The organism is Tatumella sp. JGM94, assembly GCF_018257595.1.
Lineage (GTDB): Bacteria > Pseudomonadota > Gammaproteobacteria > Enterobacterales > Enterobacteriaceae > Tatumella > Tatumella punctata.
In genome coordinates this window covers 90864-105882 of record NZ_JAERJN010000006.1, presented here as the reverse complement: position 1 = coordinate 105882, position 15019 = coordinate 90864, and the positions used below count along the sequence as shown (strand labels likewise).

Annotated in this window: 14 protein-coding genes; 5 read left to right on the top strand and 9 right to left on the bottom strand. The window is 48.6% G+C overall.

The features are described 5' to 3' along the window. Positions 1-40 precede the first annotated feature (40 nt). Positions 41-1240, bottom strand: coding sequence for a serine hydrolase (locus JK216_RS06290; protein WP_212706731.1), 1200 nt, complete (start codon positions 1238-1240; stop codon positions 41-43). Positions 1241-1305: 65 nt separating this feature from the next. Further along, a complete protein-coding gene (locus JK216_RS06285; protein WP_212706732.1) occupies positions 1306-1536 on the bottom strand; it encodes a hypothetical protein in 231 nt (76 codons plus the stop codon). 305 nt (positions 1537-1841) lie between these two features. Here JK216_RS06285 and moeA point away from each other — a divergent pair, with 305 nt between their 5' ends. Both moeA and JK216_RS06275 read left to right on the top strand, forming a co-directional pair. After that, positions 1842-3077, top strand: a complete 1236-nt coding sequence (gene moeA / locus JK216_RS06280; RefSeq protein ID WP_212706733.1) for a molybdopterin molybdotransferase MoeA — start codon at positions 1842-1844, stop codon at positions 3075-3077. Between the two features lie 3 nt (positions 3078-3080). Further along, a complete protein-coding gene (locus JK216_RS06275) occupies positions 3081-3839 on the top strand; it encodes a molybdopterin-synthase adenylyltransferase MoeB (protein ID WP_212706734.1) in 759 nt (252 codons plus the stop codon). A gap of 101 nt (positions 3840-3940) precedes the next feature. Here JK216_RS06275 and JK216_RS06270 read toward each other — a convergent pair whose 3' ends face one another. From JK216_RS06270 to mntR, 3 genes are all read right to left on the bottom strand, one after another. Beyond that, complete coding sequence (locus JK216_RS06270; RefSeq protein WP_212706735.1) at positions 3941-5533, bottom strand: ABC-F family ATPase; 1593 nt, start codon at positions 5531-5533, stop codon at positions 3941-3943. A gap of 270 nt (positions 5534-5803) precedes the next feature. Further along, complete coding sequence (locus tag JK216_RS06265) at positions 5804-6202, bottom strand: H-NS family nucleoid-associated regulatory protein (RefSeq protein WP_212706799.1); 399 nt, start codon at positions 6200-6202, stop codon at positions 5804-5806. Positions 6203-6898: 696 nt separating this feature from the next. After that, entirely contained in the window at positions 6899-7366 is a 468-nt protein-coding gene (gene mntR, locus JK216_RS06260) for a manganese-binding transcriptional regulator MntR (RefSeq protein ID WP_212706736.1), read from the bottom strand. 224 nt (positions 7367-7590) lie between these two features. Between mntR and JK216_RS06255 the strand changes: the two genes are divergently transcribed. After that, entirely contained in the window at positions 7591-7824 is a 234-nt protein-coding gene (locus JK216_RS06255) for a hypothetical protein (protein WP_212706737.1), read from the top strand. A gap of 287 nt (positions 7825-8111) precedes the next feature. Here JK216_RS06255 and ompX read toward each other — a convergent pair whose 3' ends face one another. Further along, entirely contained in the window at positions 8112-8624 is a 513-nt protein-coding gene (gene ompX / locus JK216_RS06250) for an outer membrane protein OmpX (protein ID WP_212706738.1), read from the bottom strand. Positions 8625-8988: 364 nt separating this feature from the next. On the opposite strand from ompX, the gene rhtA reads away from it, so the two are divergent. Together rhtA and dps are read left to right on the top strand one after the other, a co-directional pair. Next, positions 8989-9888, top strand: a complete 900-nt coding sequence (gene rhtA / locus JK216_RS06245; protein WP_212706739.1) for a threonine/homoserine exporter RhtA — start codon at positions 8989-8991, stop codon at positions 9886-9888. Positions 9889-10061: 173 nt separating this feature from the next. Next, the gene (gene dps / locus JK216_RS06240; protein ID WP_212706740.1) at positions 10062-10565 is read left to right on the top strand and encodes a DNA starvation/stationary phase protection protein Dps; all 504 of its coding nucleotides are present in this window, start codon (positions 10062-10064) and stop codon (positions 10563-10565) included. Positions 10566-10627: 62 nt separating this feature from the next. Here the strand turns inward: dps and rlmF are convergent, their stop codons facing one another. From rlmF to dinG, 3 genes are all read right to left on the bottom strand, one after another. Beyond that, positions 10628-11557 (bottom strand): 23S rRNA (adenine(1618)-N(6))-methyltransferase RlmF, encoded by a 930-nt coding sequence (gene rlmF, locus JK216_RS06235; RefSeq protein WP_212709909.1) that lies wholly within the window; start codon positions 11555-11557, stop codon positions 10628-10630. 94 nt (positions 11558-11651) lie between these two features. Then, positions 11652-12617 (bottom strand): DNA-binding protein YbiB, encoded by a 966-nt coding sequence (ybiB, locus tag JK216_RS06230; protein ID WP_212711114.1) that lies wholly within the window; start codon positions 12615-12617, stop codon positions 11652-11654. Positions 12618-12671: 54 nt separating this feature from the next. Next, positions 12672-14864, bottom strand: a complete 2193-nt coding sequence (gene dinG / locus JK216_RS06225) for an ATP-dependent DNA helicase DinG (RefSeq protein WP_212709907.1) — start codon at positions 14862-14864, stop codon at positions 12672-12674. Positions 14865-15019: the final 155 nt, after the last annotated feature.

The following is a 15019-nucleotide window of genomic DNA, read 5'->3' as shown; positions in this document are numbered from 1 at the left end:
TGTTACGGGCAAAGCGATCAGGCTTTGCCCGTTCTCATAATCAGCCAAACCATTTCTGATATAGCGTGCTGATTTTCATACTTATAAAGTCCAGGATACGACTAAAAAAGCTCCCCTGTTTCACTTCTTCCATAACCACCAGCGGCTTCTGATCAATTACCTTGCCCCCGAGCTGGAAGTTGACAGTCCCGACAACCTGCCCTTTATTCAGCGGCGCTTCCAGGACCGGTGTGTTCAGGGTGTAACCCGCTTTCAGATTATTGACCTGGCCTCTCGGCAAGGTGACCGCTGTATTCGCCATCACTCCTAAATCTGCATATTTGCTGTCACCATACCAGACTCGCTGCTGAACAAAGGGTTTGTCGGCTTTTATCGGAAATACTGTTTCATAATAGCGGAAACCCCAGTTGAGTAATTTCTCACTTTCCCTGAACCGGATAGCATCCGTTTTAGCACCCAGAACTACGGAGATCAGCCGCATATTCCCCGACGTCGCGGATGCCACCAGGTTATTACCGGCGCCCGAGGTATAACCTGTTTTAATACCATCAACCTGTAAGTCAGTACTCCACAGCAGCCGGTTACGGTTAGGCTGACGTATATTATTAAAGGAAAATTCTTTTTCCTTGTTTAATGCATACTCGTCGGGAACATCACGGATTAAAGCCTGGCCAATCAGTGCCATATCACGAGCTGTACTGTATTGTCCCGGTTCATCCAGTCCATGAACTGTTGAAAAATGCGTATTCTGCAATCCCAGTTGTTTTACATAGTTATTCATCAGGTCGATAAACGCACTCTGACTTCCGGCAACATAATCAGCTAATGCAATGCAGGCATCATTGCCGGACTGAATCACGATGCCTTTATTTAAATCAGAGACCGATACCTGATCTCCGGGTTTTAAAAACATCAGCGAAGAACCACGCAGTTTAGGATTACCGGTTGCCCAGGCATCCTGCCCGATGGAGACCATATCCGTAGATTTTATTTTCCCGGATTTTAAAGCCTGACCCACCACATAACTGGTCATCATTTTGGTCAGACTGGCAGGGTCAAGCCGGTCATCGGCATGGGATTCTGCCAGTACTTTACCGCTGTTGTAGTCCATCAGGATCCATGCTTTGGCATCGATCTGCGGGGCATCAGCGGGTTGATCTGCATGCGCCAGCACCGGGGAGACCAGTAACAGAGCTATCATCACGGCGCGATATCGGGGGGAGTGACATGTCTTTTGCATGATTAACAGTCCGTCCTTGTTAAAAGAGATAAGTTTCGAAAATGTGGTTCATCCGCAGGATTTTATCAACCAGAACTTAACTGTTGTTGAGCCGGTAAATACATTTCCTGAATGACCTCAGGAATCGCTGAGCACACCGGAAGGATATTCAGCACCGGTATAAACTCTGCTGAGTTGTTCACTGGACTATCAATAACATAAGCCCGCAGGGATTGTATACTTTGCCGCCTCTCTTTACCAAAAGCATACATACGAAAATTTCCGACCAGAGACAGGCTGTTAGCTGATTTTTCCACAGAGACTTTTTCTCCGGGCCGGATAACTTCACTGACCACGGCTGATGCTCACTCTGCCGACTGAAACCGACATGACGTCACTATAACCATACATTAATCACGCTGAAACATAACGAGGAAATACTCAAAGTAGCATAAATGATATTACAGATACTTATTCAGCAATACTTTTTGGCAGCGGATCCTGCCGGCTATTGTTACCCTCTCCGGTGGCTAAAATGCTATTCTTAGTGTGTGATCTGTATTACCGGACAAGGTAAATATACACTTGCCCTCCGCGCATCGTTAACCTGGCAGGAGCCACTATGGAACCTTATACTTCCGGACTTATCTCTTTGGAAGATGCACAGCATTTAATCCAGCTACAAATCTCTCCCATCCGTGACAAGCTTCAACTGGCACTGAATGATGCAGCCGGAAGAATCACCGCCGATCCGGTGATTTCACCCATGGCTGTACCCGGATTTGATAATTCAGCGATGGATGGTTATGCCGTCCGCCTGGATGACCTGGCTCTGTCACGGCCATTACCGGTTGCCGGTAAAGCGCTGGCAGGAAATCCGTTTAACGGCGAATGGCCACGGGGTACCGTCATCCGCATTATGACCGGAGCACCGGTGCCTGCCGGTACCGATGCGGTTGTTATGCAGGAACAGGCCAATAGCAGTGAACAGGGAATAACGTTTACCGCTGAGGTGGTTGCCGGACAAAATATCCGTCGTACCGGAGAGGATATCCGTGCCGGTGACCAGATTCTGGAAGCGGGTGTCCGGCTGGGCGCTTCACAACTGCCATTACTCGCATCTTTAGGGATCAGCGAGGTCAGCGTATTACGTAAACTGCGGGTCGCTATATTTTCGACCGGTGATGAACTGGTGCCGGTAGGGCAGCCACTGCAGGCAGGGCAATTGTACGATACTAACCGGTTTGCTATCCGTCTGATGCTGGAAAAACTGGGTTGTGAGGTGGTCGATTTAGGCATCATCGCCGATGATCAGCAGTTACTGAAACAGGCCTTTGAGGAAGCCAACCGTCAGGCCGATGTAGTCATCAGTACCGGCGGGGTTTCGGTCGGGGAAGCCGATTTCACCCGCGATATGCTTGAAGCGCTGGGCACCGTCACTTTCTGGAAACTGGCAATCAAGCCCGGTAAGCCTTTTGCTTTTGGTCGTCTGTCAGAAAGCTGGTTTTGTGGCTTGCCCGGCAATCCTGTTTCCGCGGTAGTCACGTTCTATCAGCTGGTACAGCCAATGCTGGCGCGTTTACTCGGCCAGCAGCACAGCGGACTCGCCGCCCGTTTAACCGCCAGAACCAGTACATCACTGCGGAAAATGCCTGGCAGGATTGATTTTCAGCGTGGATATTTTTCTGCCACAGCAGATGGCACCCTGCAGGTTACCCCTGCCCCGCACCAGGGGTCGCATATATTCAGTTCATTTTCTAAAGCCAACTGTTTTATTGTGCTGGAACGTGAACGGGGAGCCGTTCAGAGCGGTGAAAATGTCACGATTGAGCCTTTTAATGATCTGCTGAGTGACTGAGCCATGATGCCACTGAATGATGCAGAAATTATGCGTTACAACCGTCAGCTGGTATTACAGGGGTTTGACTTTGACCGCCAGGAACAGTTGAAGGCATCAAAAGTGTTAGTTGCAGGCCTGGGTGGGCTCGGCTCTGCCGCAGCCCCCTGGCTGGTGTCTGCGGGGGTCGGACAGTTAACGTTACTGGATTTTGACACCGTATCTTTGTCCAACCTGCAACGGCAGATTTTACATAACGATGATACTCTCGGGATGGCAAAAACCGACTCTGCCGTGTTGTCATTACAGAAGCTGAACCCCTGGGTCACTCTCACACCCCTCTGTCAGCAATTAACCAATGATAATGCGGATGCCCTGGTACAGCATCACCATGCGGTTCTTGACTGCAGTGATAATGTTACCACCCGTGAATACCTGAACGCGGCATGCTATCGCCATAAAATCCCCTTAATCTCCGGGGCAGCTATCCGTATGGAAGGACAGCTAACCGTCTTTCGCTGGCAGAAAGGTGAACCCTGCTACCGTTGCATGAGCCGGTTGTTTGGCGATCAGACACTAAGCTGTGTCGAAGCAGGTGTAATGGCTCCGCTGGTCGGTGTTATTGGTGCGATGCAGGCCATGGAAACCTTGAAAGTGCTTACGGGTTATGGTGACAGCCGGGGCGGAAAAATCCTGCTGTATGACGCAATGACGGCCCGGTTTCGTGAAATGCGCCTGCAGCCCGATCCTGATTGCGAAATTTGTGGTCAGCCTGCTCAGTAATTCCCCTCTGCTACAGGCTAAGGCTTGCCTGAGGCCTTAGCCTGGTGTTCGGGAGCTACCCGGAGGCTTATCGCCGCCGGGTATTCTCCTGTTGCGGGAAATCAGGCAATCCCCTGACTACGCAGATAATCATCATAGCTGCCAGTGAAGTCGGTAATACCCTCAGCTTTTATCTCAATCACACGTGTGGCCAGTGAGCTGACGAATTCACGGTCATGAGAAACGAAGATCAGCGTTCCTTCATACATCTCCAGTGCCATATTCAGGGATTCGATAGATTCCATATCCAGGTGGTTGGTAGGTTCATCCATTACCAGCACATTTGGCCGGGCCATCATCAGCTTACCGAACAGCATGCGGCCTTTCTCACCACCTGACAGCACTTTTGCCGGTTTCTTAATATCATCCTGAGAAAATAACAGCCTGCCAAGAATACCACGCACTGCCTGCTCGTCGTCACCTTCCTGTTTCCACTGGCTCATCCAGTCGAAGACGGTCAGATCATTAGCAAAGTCAGCCGCATGGTCCTGGGCATAATATCCCTGCAAGACATTTTCCGACCATTTCACGGTGCCGTTATCCGGCGCAACTTCCCCCATCAGGGTTTTCAGCAGTGTGGTTTTACCAATACCATTGGCACCGATAATTGCGACCTTTTCCCCGACTTCCAGTAATAAATTAAGACGGTTAAATAATGGTCCCTTATCAAAACCTTTACTTAATTCTTCCGTTTGCAATGCATTACGGAATAATTTTTTATCCTGTTCGAAACGGATAAAAGGGTTCTGACGGCTGGATGCTTTAACTTCATCCAGTTTAATTTTATCTATTTGTTTGGCTCGTGATGTTGCCTGGCGGGATTTAGAGGCATTGGCACTAAAGCGGCTCACGAAGGACTGTAATTCAGCGATCTGTGCTTTCTTTTTCGCATTATCTGATAATAAACGATCACGGGCCTGAGTTGCCGCAGTCATATACTCATCATAATTTCCGGCATAGACCCGCAGTTCACCGTAATCCAGATCCGCCATATGCGTACATACCATATTCAGAAAGTGGCGATCGTGGGAAATGATCACCATGGTACTGTTACGCTCGTTTAATACCTGCTCAAGCCAGCGGATAGTATCTATATCCAGGTTGTTGGTTGGCTCATCCAGCAACAATATATCAGGGTTAGAAAACAGCGCCTGTGCCAGTAACACACGTAATTTCCATCCTGGTGCAACTTCGCTCATGGGGCCGTAATGCTGTTCCTGAGGGATGCCCACACCTGATAATAGTTCTCCTGCCCGGGCTTCTGCAGTGTATCCATCCATTTCACCATACTGAACTTCCAGTTCAGCCACTTTATAACCTTCATCTTCACTCATTTCAGGTAAAGAATAAATACGGTCACGTTCCTGTTTTACTTCCCAGAGTTCATTATGCCCCATAATGACCGTATCAAGGACCGTAAAGTTTTCGAACGCAAACTGATCCTGGCGTAATTTACCAATCCGCTCATTAGGATCGTAAGAGACATTTCCGGCACTTGGCTGTAAATCACCGCCCAGGATCTTCATAAACGTTGACTTACCGCTGCCGTTGGCACCAATTAAACCATAACGATTCCCTCCGCCGAACTTTACAGAGATATTTTCAAACAATGGCTTACTGCCAAACTGCATCGTCACATTACTGGTTACTAACACGGGATAGCCTTATAGATAAATCGGATTCAGGAAAAATTGTGGTTCAGAAAGCCAGACGGTTGCTGTACTTTCTGACACAGCGAGATTCAGTGATCTTATATAACAGCAGACAGTACCATTTGCTAAAAGTAACTGAAACAATAACCGACGGATTTTATGTCAGTTGTCTGCTCTGGCCTGTACTGCGTCTTAATCACGTGACTGATAAAAGCAAAAAAGCCAGTAACAGAATGTCACTGGCTCTCCCACTAACAAGGAGTTTGCACCTGATTAGATCAGGAAATCGTCCAGGCTTTTACCTTCGTCCAGCGCTTTTTTGATCGCGGCTGGTGTACGGCCCTGGCCGGTCCATGATTTAGTTTCACCGTTTTCATCGGTGTATTTATATTTAGCAGGACGCGGGGCGCGTTTTACACGTTTTTTGCTCACCTCAATTGAACCCAGTAATTCGTTAGGGTCAATACCGTCGGCCAGCAACATTTCACGGTACTTAGTCAGTTTTTCTTCTTTCTCACGATTCTGAGCTTGTTCAGCTTCAATTTCTTCGCGACGTTCATTAACAACAACAGTCAGTTTTTCCAGAACTTCTTCCAGATCACTTAATGCCAGGTCACGGGCCTGCGCACGCAGAGTACGAATGTTATTGAGAACTTTAAATGCATCACTCATCATATTTTCCTTGCTTATCCGGGTACAAATAACTGTGGAGCTGAGGTTACCTAATTTAAATAAAAAAATAAATAGCCGAATACTGATTATAAAATTTAAATTTTAAATTTAGCATTATCGGTTACAGGCTGAATAAAAATTAACGCTCATTTAACAGTGCTGCAGATAACCAGCTCTCCGGTACTCCCTCTTAGCATAACCCCGTAAGCAAGATAACTCTTATAGAAAATGATAACGGCAGACATTACATTCCGCAGACATTAATTACTTAAATCTTCTTTTCTAATCATAACATGACAGTTGAAGCTGAATTTTGTACCTGATATTGCAACGCATTACCAATACAACTAATCAAAATTCAGACAGATAACCTTCCGGGCTGTAAGCTTATTATGCCACATACAGACTCTCGCTGAGTGGTTAATGGTTTTGTTGAATCGTTTGCGTCACTACAGGCAAAGGAATAGTGCCGTTTCTTCCTGAGATTAAATATCACAGAATATATACAGAAAAATATTATGTTTTCAGCCGGATATAAAAATAATCCGAACTGACAGCAGGCTTCTCAGGAAGTTTATAGCAACAACTGAAAAAGTAATCTGTTGGCTGTTATCTGAGGACAAAAAAAACAACCACACGTCACCGCGGGTTGTCTTAAGTGATTGCTATCGGAGATCCTGCACACTGCCAGATAATTTATTTTTCTGACTGATATTGCTGGTTAAACGCTTTAAATATCGCCAGTGTTTCTTCACTGACATGATGTTCAATACCTTCAGCATCACGGTGGGCAGTATCCGGGCTGACGCCTAATGTCAGTAAAAAAGCTTCGACAATATGGTGCCGTTCCCTGCTTTGTTCTGCCAGAGTTTCCCCTTCTGCTGTCAGAAATACCCCGCGATAAGGTACCTGCTCTACCAGTCCGCTAGCCGCCAGTTTCTTCAGCATCTTAGCAACCGTCGGCTGAGAGACACCCAGCCTCGCTGCCATATCAACCTGCCTTGCTTCACCAAATTCATGAATCAGGTCGGATATCAGCTCAACATAATCATCAATTAATTCCCTGCGATGTGCTTCCCTGACCTGCCGAAACCCTTCGGCATGATCCTCGACATCTTTAATTGCCCCCGGCAGGGAACTGACATTATTTGCTCGACGGTTCATTAAACTTCCTCATTATAATCTTGCCAGTTCCGTGGGCAGAAACCGGCAATCTGTCCGGTATTGTAAACCAGCTGCACAGAAGCTCAAATTTTTCATCAATAGCCATGGCTAAATGATATAGCAAATGCTATATCTTACTGCAGACACAGAAGGTATGGTTATTGTTCGCCAGCCAGTGTGTCGTGCTGTACCAACCGGCAGTCTTAGGCAGAGGAGAAGCAGCCATGAAAAAATCAGTAACCTGCGGCATCTGTAAGCACCAGCTATCTTTGGCCTCTGTTAATCGTCACAGTTATCAGTGGCTGAAATGCATATATTTACGTTCGCCCTTCAGCCTGCGGTTATTGTTACTGAATATGTTGTTTCAGCAGTTTAAAAAAACCAGACAACAGACATTGCTGCCATTACCTGCCAGCCGTTTCCGTCACCTGCATCCTATTCCGGTAAAAATCCTGTAAATTTACGCTCAGAGAATGCTCTGCCGGTAAAGTTCAGACTGCCGATGCATACAATGGAACCGTTGCTGTTGTTTGCCCGTTAAGGTGCATGGTTCAGTAACCCGTTTGACTGCCAACGCAGGGAGGTTCCGGACAGAAGGTGCAACGGAAGATCTGTGCCTGGCACCATCATTTTTCAGAGCGGAGAGATACAGACTAACAGAATGTGCAGCAAGGCCATCACTGAAACAAAGGCATAAAAAAACGGCCGCGGGGGCCGTTTTTTCTACAGGACAGTCTAAGTAAACTTAGAAGCTGTAGCCGATACCAGTGATCCAGGTACCAACGTCGACGCTGCGGATACGGCTCTGCTCGTAACCAACGTCAACTGCAACGTTTTCGATTGGGTTAAACTGCAGGCCTGCACCATAAGAGAAACCAACATCGCTGCTATCTTTCTTGTTGTAAGCAGTCTGGTCGTTCAGCTGGTATTTACCGAAACCGATACCGACAACACCGTAGATGCTGACCCAGTCGTTCAGACGGTAAGCAGGACCACCAGTGAAGCCGTAGTACTGACCTTTCTGGTAATAACCATCAATAGTACGGTCTTTTTCAGTGTAGGTGAAAGATCCGATCCAACCCAGCGGGTTAGAACCATCTTCGTAGCGATATTTCAGGTTGAAACCATTAGCTTTGTTCAGTACGCCCTGGTAGTCACTCTGTGCGTAACCTGCGCTAACGGTGCTCTGTGCCATTGCAGAACCGGCAGATACTGCCAGTACGCAAGCTAATGCTGAAAGACATGCAATTTTTTTCATAATCACCTCAAATGTGAAACGACTTTTTCCTGACAACGGGGAAAATATAACAAAAACCAGCAAGAAACTCTGCCGATATTTTATTGTCTAACAGATTGTTTGGTGTAACAGAAAGTTACCAGTCAACTGTAATGCACTGATTTTATTTTAGATTACTCCTGTAATCTCTGCGTAATTTTTTTGTGCTCAGGACAAATCTTTAAGGATATTCTTAAAATAACAGGACATTTCTTTACATTTAAAAAGATTCACCGCTTAAAAAACAACCATCGATCGTATTAATTTTACCCGCCTGATGAGTTAATTTATACAATCAGCTAAACTCCGCCACAAATTAATCTTTCTGATGCCGGAATAGCACGAAATGTTCATTGCCGATAAAAAAAACGCCAGCCTGTGGTTTCCTGTGATGCTGTTACTGGTTGCCATGATCTCGTTACAGGGTGCGGCCTCACTGGCTAAGCACCTGTTTCCTATGGCCGGTGCCACCGGAGTTGCCGCTTTACGACTTGGCCTGTCCACCCTCATGTTATGGTGTATTTTCAAACCCTGGCGTTTGACCTTTACAAAAGAACAACGCAGACCGCTTATTTTCTACGGGCTGGCGCTGGGGGGAATGAATATGCTGTTCTATCTTGCCCTGCGAACCATCCCGCTTGGCATTGGTGTCGCCCTGGAATTCTTAGGGCCTCTGACTCTGGCACTGGCAAACTCACGCCGTATCCCTGACTTTATCTGGATTATTGTCACAGTTACCGGCCTGGGGCTACTGATGCCTCTGGGAGACAGCCTGTCAGATATCGATCCTCTTGGCGCAGTACTCGCCCTCTGTGCAGGTGCCTGCTGGGCAATCTATATTATATTTGGCAGAAAAGCCGGTGCAGAGCATGGCCCGGCAACCGTGGCTGTCGGTTCTCTGATCGCCTCAGTAGTATATGTACCGATTGGCGTAACATTTGCTGACAGTGGTATCTGGCATTGGGAAATCATCCCGCTGGCCCTGCTGGTGGCATTATTATCAAATGCCATCCCCTACTCTCTGGAAATGATGGCCCTGACGCGCCTGCCCGCGCGTTTATTCGGTACCCTGATGAGTATGGAACCCGTAGTCGCGGCAATATCAGGAATGATATTCCTTAGTGAAATGCTGACCCTGCCTCAGTGGCTGGGATTAACAGCCATTATTGTTGCTTCAGCAGGCTCCACCCTGACAATGCAACCGCCAAAAAATAAGATCCGCCGTATTAAAGTTAAATCCTCCTGAGCCTGTTTCCTTGCTGCATTATCCCCTCGCCACCCCCTGAGATATCAGGGGATTGGTAATCTCAATCACACCGATTGGTGTATCTGCCGTGCAAAATATGACACCGTTGCTATACTTATTTCCGTGTTAAAGAGATCTGTAATACAAGATCAACTGACAGAGGAAATCACTAAATGAGTACCGCAAAACTGGTAAAAACTAAGGCTTCTGATCTGATCTATACCCGCAATGATGTAGCCGAAAAAGATAAAAAGGCTGCCATTAAAGTTCTGAGCCGCGTGGTCGTTGAGTTAATTGATCTCTCGCTAATCACCAAACAGGCCCACTGGAATATGCGTGGCGCCAACTTTATCGCAGTCCACGAAATGCTGGATGGCTTCCGGACGGCAATTACTGACCATCAGGATACGGTTGCCGAACGTATCGTTCAGCTGGGCGGTGTGGCATTAGGAACCACTCAGGTGGTTAACGATGCATCTCCGCTGAAAGCCTATCCGTTGAATATTCATACAGTGCAGGAACACCTGGTCGCGCTGGCGGAACGTTACGGGCTGGTCGCTAACGATGTTCGTAAAGCCATCGATGAAGTTCCGGATGAAGACAGTGCAGATATCTTCACCGCCGCGTCGCGGGATCTGGATAAATTCCTGTGGTTTATTGAAGCGAATATTGAATAATCCGGCCACCGGTGATAACCGGCAGATATCCCTGCTTACGGCGGAGATATCTGCGTCTTCGGCTAACGGCGGCGTAATAATTTACGTCGCTGATCTTCCTGATGAAAACTCCACGCCAGTATCCGGCTTTGTTTCTGCCCCTGTCCCATTTCCAGGATTCTGATCTGTGCAGCACCACAACTCCGCAGTAAACTGGTCAGTGGCAACAGATTCTCTTTCTTCGATACCAGGCTAGTGAACCAGCCAGCCTGCCCGGCAAATATCACACTTTCATGGATCATCCGGGTAATAAAACCGCGTTCCCCCCCCGAGCACCATAATTCATTATGCTGTCCGGCAAAGTTGAGCGGGCTGCGTTTGTCGATACCCAGGTTACGGATTTTTCGCGCGCTGCCCTGCTGCGCATCTTCTGCTGAACTGTGGAACGGCGGATTACAAATGGTCAGATGGTAAAAATCAGTTTTACGCAAAATACCGTTAAATATCGCCGCCGGATTTTTCTGTAACCTGATACGTATTGCCTGCTGTAATCCGGGGTTTGCGGCCACAATCGCATTGGCTGCAGTGACGGAAGCCGGATGAATATCCGTACCGGTAAAACGCCAGCCATATTCCGCATAACCAATTAACGGATAAATACAATTGGCACCACAGCCAATGTCCAGAACATCAGCGGCCCCCTGCACCGGACCCTGTATATCCTCAGACAATAAGTCAGCAATATAATGCAGATAATCGGCCCGTCCGGGGACTGGCGGGCAAAGAAATCCGTCAGATAATTGCCAGTTCAGATCATAATACTGTTTCAGCAAGGCCTGATTTAATGCTCTGACCGCTTTTGGCTCGGAAAAATTAACTGACCGCCGGCCGTCAGGTGTGGTGATTAACCAGTCACTCAGATGCGGGTTGATGGCAGACAGGCGTTCAAGGTCATAACTACCCTGATAGCGATTCCGCGGATGCAATGATTGTTTGAGTATTGTTTTTTTCATAAATAGTCACAGGAAAAACCAGCGTGTAACTTACCCACCCTGGCATAAAAAATAAAGCCGCAATCTCTGATTAATATAAACAGTCAGGGAATATTCAGTATCCCAACGCCTGCAATTGTCTCAGTCCCTGAGCGACCGTTGCACAACGGCCGCTGGCAACCAGACAACAGGCAACCTGCAGCCGTAACGGCTGAGGCACCGGAATCGACTGTTCCAGCACGTCCTGCGTCCAGCGGGCTGTATCCGCTGCAGATTTTGAATCAGGCAGTCTGGCGGCCGCTTCAGGCTGCCGTTCAGTCAGTAGCAGTGGCTCACCGTCCCCGCCGGTGACCTGATAAATGGCCGGCCCGCGCTGCGGATTGGCGTAGACCTCCCCTTCACAGCCATTTAATAATAATGCAGGCGCGCCGGTCTGGCGGAAAAAGGTCGCGACTTTAGGAACATATTCCGGGTGAGATACTGCAGATAAGCGTAGTGCAGCATCATCGGCAAACGGACTGGCCAGTTTCGCCAGGGAATGGGCACTGTTACGTAAACCCAGCTGCCAGCGCAGGGCCAGTTGCCTGGCTAACGCCGGACACCATTGGTCGATGGTAATAAACGCCAGATGCCCCTGATTAAGCTGTTGTTGTGCCTGCGCAATACTCACCGGGAAAATACCCAGTGCGGCAAAAACGGCTTCACTGGTGATGCGGGTAGGATCATGATCAATCCCATGAACAAATACCGGGAAACCGATTTTCTGCAGTAATAATGCCAGCAGTGGTGTCAGGTTTCCCTGGCGACGAGCACCATTATAGCTGGGGATTACCACCGGTAACGGCAGACCCGCGGGAACCTGCAACTGTGGTAGTTTTTGCTGGAGTGCACGATAAAAGCCCAGCATTTCAGTGTCACTTTCCCCTTTAATACGTAGCGCGATTAATACCGCGCCCAGTGTCAGCGGATCAAGCTGGTCATCAAGCATCGCCTGGTACAACTGATAAGCTGTCTGCTGGTCCAGATCGCGCGCATGATTTTTTCCGCGCCCGATCTCTTTTACTATCCGGATAATATCCATGCTGATTTCCTGTCTGCAGGCCGTCGGCCCTGTCATTAATAGTCAGCCAGTGTATTAACGCCGGGTCCGGCGCTTTACGGTTTTCTTACCGGTGCTGGCGGTGGCTTTTTTACTGTTATCCGGCGGCGGAATCACCGGCTGTTCGATAGCAAATACCGGTAACGCTGAGAGTAAACGACTGCCATACGCTTTACTTAGCAGCCGGCGATCATAAATAATGACTTCGCCTGAACACTGATGGCTGCGTATTAGTCTTCCTACCTGCTGAATAAGGGTAAAGGATGCACTGGGCAGACTCTGAATTTCAAACGGATAACGTTTCTGGCTTTTCAGCCATTCACCTTCGGTGACTATGACCGGACTGTCGACAGGCGGAAATGAGATTTTGTGAATATGCACCTGAGTTAATAGTTCGCCTTTCAGATCCAGCCCCTCAGAAAATGATTGCAGCCCCACCAGCACACTCTGCTGTCCTGCTTTTACCCGCTGACGATGGATCGCAATTAACCTTGAGCGCGGCTGATCGCCCTGTACCAATAGCATCAGACGTAAATCGGCCACTTCAGCCAGAAAAAGCTGCAACGCCCGGCCACTGGAAAATAAAACCAGGCTCCCCGTATGTTTTTTTTCGGTTACCTGCTGACGAAAATAACGGGCCATCTCAGCAATATGCAACGCCTCCTGTGCAAGCTGCGGTTCATATTGCATTTCAGGGATCACCAGTTTCCCCTGCCGCACATGGTCAAAAGGTGAGTCCAGTGCGACAAAACGGTCCTCTGCTGCGTTATTCAGCCCGGACATCTCACTGAGACGCCGGAAGCTGTTCAGGGAACGTAACGTTGCGGATGTCAGGATCACGTGGGGGACTTTCCGCCATAACAATTTTTCCAGCTGATCGCTGACCCGGATCCCTGCACAATGAAACCATAAATGACGCTTACCTTCCTGCCAGTCAGTGGTCAGCCATTTGGAGACCGGTGCGCCCGAGAGCTGTTGCATACCCGCCAGCCACCATAGCTTACTCAGCGATTCGAACCAGCCGAGAAAGCGGTTAAGCTGTAACAGCCCGCGATGAATACGTACCATATTCTCTTTTCCGGTCATTTCTCCCAGCAGAGTGATCAGACCCTCACACAGCCCGCGTAATGCGTCACACAGTTTAAACAATCGCTGGCAGCATTGTTCGGTGTCTGCCGGTAACTTTCCCATCACAAAACGGTATTCACAGGCTGTCTGGCCCTGTTCCGGCAGCAGTGGCGATATACCCGCCACCAGTTCCACGATCAGTTGCTGCACCGTGGCACAATGCTCACCCAGCCGTTGCGGATTAGCCAGCGGCGGCGGCGACTTAAAGGTAAACCAGCTGCGGAGCGTTTCTATCAGTTTAGTAAACAAATCCAGTTGCAGGCCGGTACCGGCCGGGGAGATATCACTGCTCATCTCCAGGGCATCCCGCGCAACATCCGGCAAATGATGTCCTTCATCAATCACCAGCAGCATCTCTTTGGCCGGGGGCAACACCGTGTCAGTCTCGAGTGCAGCCATCACCAGTGCATGATTAGCCACAATGACTTCTGAATGTTCGATTTCCCGGCGGGCAAGAAAAAACGGACATTCCCGGTACCACTGACAGTGGTGCGCAAGACAACTGGTTTTATCCGTCGAAATTTTCTGCCACAGCTGATCATCAATTTGCTCACTGCAATGATCACGCAATCCATCCCATGCGCCACTGGCCAGGGACTTCTCCAGCCCGGACGCTATTTTCTCTTCCCGCTGTTGCTGTTCTCCTGAGACTTTTGCTATCTGACCGGCGGATTCATCCAGCCAGTACAGCAGATCTCCCTGAGTATCCTGCTGGTCACTTATAAAATAAAGATTACGCGGACACACATAACGACGGCGACCGAAAGCCGCGGTAAACGCCAGATCAGGAATGAATTTTTTGAGTAATGGTAAATCTTTATCAAAAATCTGATCCTGCAGTGCCACATTCGCGGTACTGATCACCAGTTTCTTTTCTGACGAACGGGCGATGGCAATACCGGGGATCAGATACGACAACGTTTTCCCCACCCCGGTCGGGGCTTCAATCGCCAGATGACGTCCGGCCTCACCCGACAAGGTTTTGGCGACCTCGGCAATCATCTGCCGCTGAGGCGGACGCGGGACAAAGTCCTCCACCTGCGCCTGCAGTTGCTTATACCATTCACCAATTTGTAATTTTATTGCGGGTGTCAGAACCATAACGACCGTCTGCTGGAAGAATCAGCCTGTATTTTTACACAGTATGCTGGCTGACGGCAGCCCTGAAAGAAAAATTGCGATAAAAAACGGATGACGGACAGAGAAAATCCTGTGATAGCGGGAAATACCCGCCGGATAAATACCGGCGGGACCGG

What these genes read in the sequence shown, in the direction of transcription:
- rlmF (WP_212709909.1), bottom strand. Translation starts at nt 11,557, where the DNA reads ATGAAAAAAACAATACTCAAACAATCATTGCATCCGCGGAATCGCTAT.
- mntR (WP_212706736.1), bottom strand. Translation starts at nt 7,366, where the DNA reads ATGAACCGTCGAGCAAATAATGTCAGTTCCCTGCCGGGGGCAATTAAA.
- ompX (WP_212706738.1), bottom strand. Translation starts at nt 8,624, where the DNA reads ATGAAAAAAATTGCATGTCTTTCAGCATTAGCTTGCGTACTGGCAGTA.
- dinG (WP_212709907.1), bottom strand. Translation starts at nt 14,864, where the DNA reads ATGGTTCTGACACCCGCAATAAAATTACAAATTGGTGAATGGTATAAG.
- rhtA (WP_212706739.1), top strand. Translation starts at nt 8,989, where the DNA reads ATGTTCATTGCCGATAAAAAAAACGCCAGCCTGTGGTTTCCTGTGATG.
- JK216_RS06290 (WP_212706731.1), bottom strand. Translation starts at nt 1,240, where the DNA reads ATGCAAAAGACATGTCACTCCCCCCGATATCGCGCCGTGATGATAGCT.
- moeA (WP_212706733.1), top strand. Translation starts at nt 1,842, where the DNA reads ATGGAACCTTATACTTCCGGACTTATCTCTTTGGAAGATGCACAGCAT.
- dps (WP_212706740.1), top strand. Translation starts at nt 10,062, where the DNA reads ATGAGTACCGCAAAACTGGTAAAAACTAAGGCTTCTGATCTGATCTAT.
- JK216_RS06275 (WP_212706734.1), top strand. Translation starts at nt 3,081, where the DNA reads ATGATGCCACTGAATGATGCAGAAATTATGCGTTACAACCGTCAGCTG.
- ybiB (WP_212711114.1), bottom strand. Translation starts at nt 12,617, where the DNA reads ATGGATATTATCCGGATAGTAAAAGAGATCGGGCGCGGAAAAAATCAT.
- JK216_RS06265 (WP_212706799.1), bottom strand. Translation starts at nt 6,202, where the DNA reads ATGAGTGATGCATTTAAAGTTCTCAATAACATTCGTACTCTGCGTGCG.
- JK216_RS06255 (WP_212706737.1), top strand. Translation starts at nt 7,591, where the DNA reads ATGAAAAAATCAGTAACCTGCGGCATCTGTAAGCACCAGCTATCTTTG.